Origin of the sequence: Pseudomonas protegens (genome assembly GCF_003732485.1) — a bacterium.
GTDB lineage: Bacteria > Pseudomonadota > Gammaproteobacteria > Pseudomonadales > Pseudomonadaceae > Aquipseudomonas > Aquipseudomonas protegens_B.
Window position 1 is genome coordinate 9,726 of sequence record NZ_MOAK01000052.1, and the last position, 5,065, is coordinate 14,790.

Genomic DNA, 5,065 nt, shown 5'->3' on the forward strand with positions numbered 1-5,065 from the left:
CTCCTTCACAATCCATGCGCCAGGAGCATTCAACAGAGAATCCACGCCGGCGCTACATGCCTACAATCTATGGCGGCCCAACCTGGATTTCGAACGTTATTAATTCATTGATCTATTCGGAAAACGCATGGATAACCCTCTTCGACTGCCCTCGATGCAAGCTTTGCAGACCCTGGTCAACGTGGCCCAGACCCAGAGTTTCACCGAGTCCGCCGCGCGCCTGCACCTGACCCAGAGCGCGGTGAGCCGGCAGATCCAGCAACTGGAGGAACACTACGGGGTGACCCTGTTCGAGCGCAGCAGCCGGCGAGTGTCACTGACCGACCAGGGCCGCGACGCCTGCAGCGTGGCCAGCGAGATTCTCCGGTCCTTGGGGGCGCTGCAGGAACGCCTGGCCCCGGCGCCCGTGGACCGACCGTTCCGTATTCGCATCTTCGTGTCCCTGGCGGTGCGCTGGCTGCTGCCCCGGCTCAGTGGCTTCTACGCCGCCAACCCCGGGCTGTGCCTGTCCATCGAGACGGTGGGGGGCGCCCTGGTGGACACCGGCGGCGACTGTGATGCCTATGTGCTGTACCTGCCCGAAGGCCTGGACGAACGGCCGCTGACAGTGCTGTTCGACGAGTACCTGGTGCCGGTGTGCGCGCCGCAATTGAGTGACGGACAACTGCCGCCGCGTTCCCTGGAAGAACTGGCGGGGCATGCGCTGATCCACGGTTCCATTAGCCGCCAGGAATGGACCGCCTGGCTGCAAGCCCAGGACGACCCCACGCCCCGCAGCTACAAGCACATCCTGTTCAATCTCGACGACCTGGCCCTGGACGCCGCTGCCCGGGGCCTGGGGGTGGCCATGACCGACCTGATCCTGGCCCAGGATTCGATCGCCCGAGGCAGCCTGCTGATACCCTTCGGCACAGCGCTGAAGACCGGTGGCGTCTATGCCCTGTGGCTGCGCGACAGCGGCGCCGCGCACCCGGCCTGCGAAACCGTATTGAACTGGTTCCAGGCCCAGGCCGCCGAACGGCACCTGCCCACCCCGGGCAATGCCTGAACGCGCTGACGGACAACGGATGCCAATCCCCAGGCACAACACGGGAACGCAACCTGCGATGGGCAAATGACCATGACCGCCCGACATCCCCCCACGCTTGGTTCAGGAGGAGCCGCATTGAAACAAAGGATCTATCTGATCGGGGCCTCAGGCTCCGGCGTCAGCACCCTCGGTGCGGCGCTGGCCCGGCATCTGCAGTTGCCTCGCGTCGATGTCGACGAGCACTACTGGTATCCCAGCGATCCCCCCTTCTTACAGGCGCGCCCTGTGGAACAACGACTGGTACGCCTGCATGCGGCCCTGGGCGAACAACCCTGGGTAGTTTCGGGCTCGATGGACGGCTGGGGCGACGCCATCATCGCCAAGGCAGACTGGGTGCTGTACCTCGATACCCCGACAGAGCTACGCCTGCAACGCATCGCCACCCGGGAGCGGCAACGCTTCGGCTCGCGCATCCTGCCCGGAGGCGACATGCATCACCAGCACCTGGCGTTTCTAGAATGGGCCGCTGCCTATGACAGCGGCGCCCGGGCGGGCCGCAGCCGACCGCGACACGAAGCCTGGCTCGCGCAGTTGAAGCTGCCCTGGGGACGCCTGGACGGCCGTTGCTCGGAGCATGAACTACTGAACCAGGCCCTGCTGATCATGGGCCGGGACAAACAACGCTGAAGGACCGCTGAACAGGGTCCGGGGAAGGTTCGAAAAGCGCTGAGCGCTCAGTTGTAGACAGCCGTCACTGCCCAGGCAAAACACCCCAGTACCAGGGCCATTCCCACTACATACACCGCTAAAGCACGACCCACAGCACTACTCCACGAAACAGACTGTCATCAACACCTGCCGCCGCCCCCCCCAAGACGGGCGATGACGCGCATTTTAACAGCTGGCGGCACAATTTTGACACGCGCACGCACGGCGGATTTTCAACCTCCCGACAAGTGGCGCCAGCGTCAATTTCATGACGATAGCCTCACTGACGAGGAGGTGTCCCGCCAAAGACCGCGGAAGCATAATCGTGCATATTCCCTGCAGCATCAGCCTGTTTACAGGAACTTGACTCCAGGATCGCCGCCAATCTCCCTTTTTCGCAGTAACCGCACACTTGAGCGATAGCACAGCGCCCCTGCCCCGGCTGGACAGGAGCAACTCCCACTGCTTTGATTCAATGTTCGTTCCGATCGCATCGCACCCAAGGAGGGGATATGTCTTTTAAAGTCATGATGGTTTTCGGTACACGCCCTGAGGCAATCAAGATGGCCCCACTGGCCCGGGTCCTAAAACACTGGCCAGGTCTGCAACTGCACCTCTGCTCCACGGGTCAACACCGGGAAATGCTCAAACAGGTACTGGACGCCTTCGAGCTGCAAGTCGACAAAGACCTGGAGGTGATGACCCAGGGCCAGTCACTCAACGGCCTCTCGCAGCAACTGCTGATCCATCTGGACATCACCTTCGAGCGCCTGCAACCGGACATCGTCCTGGTGCATGGCGATACCACCACCAGCTTCATTGCCGCCCTCGCCGCCTTCAACCGCCAGTTGCCCATCGGCCATGTCGAAGCCGGGCTGCGTACCGGCAACCTCAGGGCGCCCTGGCCCGAGGAAGCCAACCGACGCCTGACCGGGGTCATCGCCGATCTGCACTTCGCTCCAACCGCGGAGGCCCAGGCCAACCTGCTGCGGGAAAACGTGCCCGCGGACAACATCGAAGTCACCGGCAACACGGTGATCGATGCGCTGCTGTGGATGCGTCATCACCAGCAACAGACCCAGTGGCGCCCCGCCGCCGATTCGCCCTTGGCGGTACTGCAACACCACCGGCGCATGGTGCTGATCACCGGACATCGCCGGGAGAACTTCGGCGACGGTTTGCGCAACATCTGCGAAGCCCTGGCCACCCTGGCCCAACGCTATCCGGACGTGCAGTTCGTGTACCCGGTGCACCTCAATCCACAGGTGCAGAGCACGGTCTATGGCCTGCTCTCGGACACGCCCAACATCTACCTGATAGCACCTCAGGACTATCAGCATTTTGTCTGGCTGATGGAGCGCTCTTATTTCATCCTCAGCGACTCCGGCGGCATCCAGGAAGAAGCGCCAGCGATCGGCAAGCCGCTGCTGGTACTGCGGGAGGTCACCGAACGGTCGTCGGTGCTGGAGGGCGGCACGGTGTTGCTGGTGGGCGCCGATCGCGAACGCATCGTTCACCATGCCAGCGAGCTGCTGGACGATGCCGAGCTCTATGCCCGCATGAGCCGCGTGCACCGCCCCTACGGTGACGGCCACGCCAGCGAGCGCATCGCTCGCCGCCTGTGCACCTGGCTGGAGGCCCAAGCCCCGCGCGCGACGCCGATAAATGGGCCCTGGGCGCAGCCATTGCCGAGCAGCGCAGCGGCAACGCCGGTGCTCCAGAGCACCCACGCAGGCTGCGCGAAGACTGGAAGCTGACGGTCAGAAGCCTGGCGCCCCCCCAGCGACTGCCATGCAACGGCGATGCTCTCCCTGCGCTACCGTCCGTGGGGCAAATCGCTGTTCGGTCATCCACTCACGACCAAGGCTTGCCAGCGCCAGGGCCCACCGTTCAGGCAGGCACCTGGCGAGACAGCAGGACCCGAGTCACGCGGCGCTCTTCCACCGCCATCACCTGAATGCTCCAGCCATCCCATTCCAGACGATCGCCCTTGACCGGCAGACGGTCCAGCAGGCTCATCACCAGCCCGGCCAGGGTCTGGTAGTCCTCGGTGGGTTCGGCACCAAAGCCGGTCCGCTGGCGCACCTGGGGCAGGTTCAGGGCGCCATTGACCAGGAACCCACCCTCTTGCTCCACCACGTCCGGCCCTTCGATCTCGCTGGCGTCCGGCAGCTCGCCGGCAATGGATTCGAGAATGTCGGTCATGGTCAGAATGCCCATGAAGTCGCCAAACTCGTTGATCACAAAGGCGATGTGGGTCGACGCCTTGCGCATCTGTTCCAGGGCGTTGAGGATCGAAAAACTGTCCAGCAGGTTGATGGTCTTGCGCGCCAGGTGCTCCAGGTTCGGCTCGTTGCCGGCCAGGTACTCCTTGAGCAACTCTTTCTTGTGCACGAAACCCAGCGGCTCATCCACCGCACCATCGCGTATCAACGGCAGGCGCGAATAGGACGAGTGCATCAACTTGGTCCGAATGCTCTCCGGGCTGTCCGTCAGGTCGATGGAGTCGACTTCGGCTCGCACCGTCATCAGCGTACGGATCGGCCGCTCCGCCAACTGCAATACGCCGCTGATCATCACCCGTTCGCGGCGGTCGAACAGTTCGCTGCTCGGCGCATCACCGTCTTCCAGCAAATCGGCGATTTCCTCACCCACCTCTTCCGCCGCCAGTTTGCGTCCACCCAGCAGGCGCATCACTGCGTATGCGGTGCGCTCACGCATTGGGCGCAGACCCTGCATGGACTTCTTGCGCCGGGCCCGGGCGATCTGGTTGAACACCTCGATCAGGATCGAGAAGCCAATGGCCGCATACAGGTAGCCCTTGGGAATATGGAAGCCCAGGCCTTCGGCGGTCAGGCTGAAGCCGATCATCATCAAGAAGCCCAGGCACAGCATGATCACCGTCGGGTGGGCGTTGACGAAACGGGTCAGCGGCTTGCTGGCGACGATCATCACACCGATGGACACCACCACCGCGATCATCATCACCGACAGGTGCTCGACCATGCCCACCGCGGTGATCACCGCGTCCAGGGAGAACACCGCATCGAGTACCACGATCTGCGCCACGATCGGCCAGAACAAGGCGTAGGCAGCACTGCCGGCGCGCTGGCTGACATGGCCCTCCAGGCGCTCATGCAACTCCATGGTGGCCTTGAACAACAGGAACACACCACCGAACAGCATGATCAGGTCACGGCCGGAAAAGCTCTTGTCGAACACCTCGAACAGCGGTTGGGTCAGGGTCACCATCCAGGAGATGCTGGCCAGCAGGCCCAGGCGCATCAGCAGCGCCAAGGACAAGCCGATCAGGCGGGGGGGGGCGCG

General features: G+C 63.3%; 4 protein-coding genes. 3 read left to right on the plus strand and 1 reads right to left on the minus strand.

The features are described 5' to 3' along the window. Positions 1 to 127 precede the first annotated feature (127 nt). The 3 genes from BLX41_RS13030 to wecB all read left to right on the plus strand — a co-directional run bounded on the left by BLX41_RS13030 (position 128) and on the right by wecB (position 3,495). Complete coding sequence (locus BLX41_RS13030) at positions 128 to 1,048, plus strand: LysR substrate-binding domain-containing protein (protein WP_123725209.1); 921 nt, start codon at positions 128 to 130, stop codon at positions 1,046 to 1,048. Positions 1,049 to 1,165: 117 nt separating this feature from the next. Beyond that, positions 1,166 to 1,717: a P-loop NTPase family protein gene (locus BLX41_RS13035; protein WP_123725210.1), complete on the plus strand. Its 552-nt coding sequence runs from the start codon at positions 1,166 to 1,168 to the stop codon at positions 1,715 to 1,717. Between the two features lie 533 nt (positions 1,718 to 2,250). Beyond that, positions 2,251 to 3,495: a non-hydrolyzing UDP-N-acetylglucosamine 2-epimerase gene (gene wecB, locus BLX41_RS13040; protein ID WP_123725211.1), complete on the plus strand. Its 1,245-nt coding sequence runs from the start codon at positions 2,251 to 2,253 to the stop codon at positions 3,493 to 3,495. A 133-nt stretch (positions 3,496 to 3,628) separates the two neighbouring features. Here the strand turns inward: wecB and BLX41_RS13045 are convergent. Further along, positions 3,629 to 5,065 (minus strand): TerC family protein (locus BLX41_RS13045; RefSeq protein WP_259744819.1); only part of this gene is annotated, 1,437 nt, incomplete at its 5' end.

Excerpts from the sequence above, each read along its gene's own strand:
- BLX41_RS13030 (WP_123725209.1), top strand. The coding sequence starts at position 128 with ATGGATAACCCTCTTCGACTGCCCTCGATGCAAGCTTTGCAGACCCTG.
- wecB (WP_123725211.1), top strand. The coding sequence starts at position 2,251 with ATGTCTTTTAAAGTCATGATGGTTTTCGGTACACGCCCTGAGGCAATC.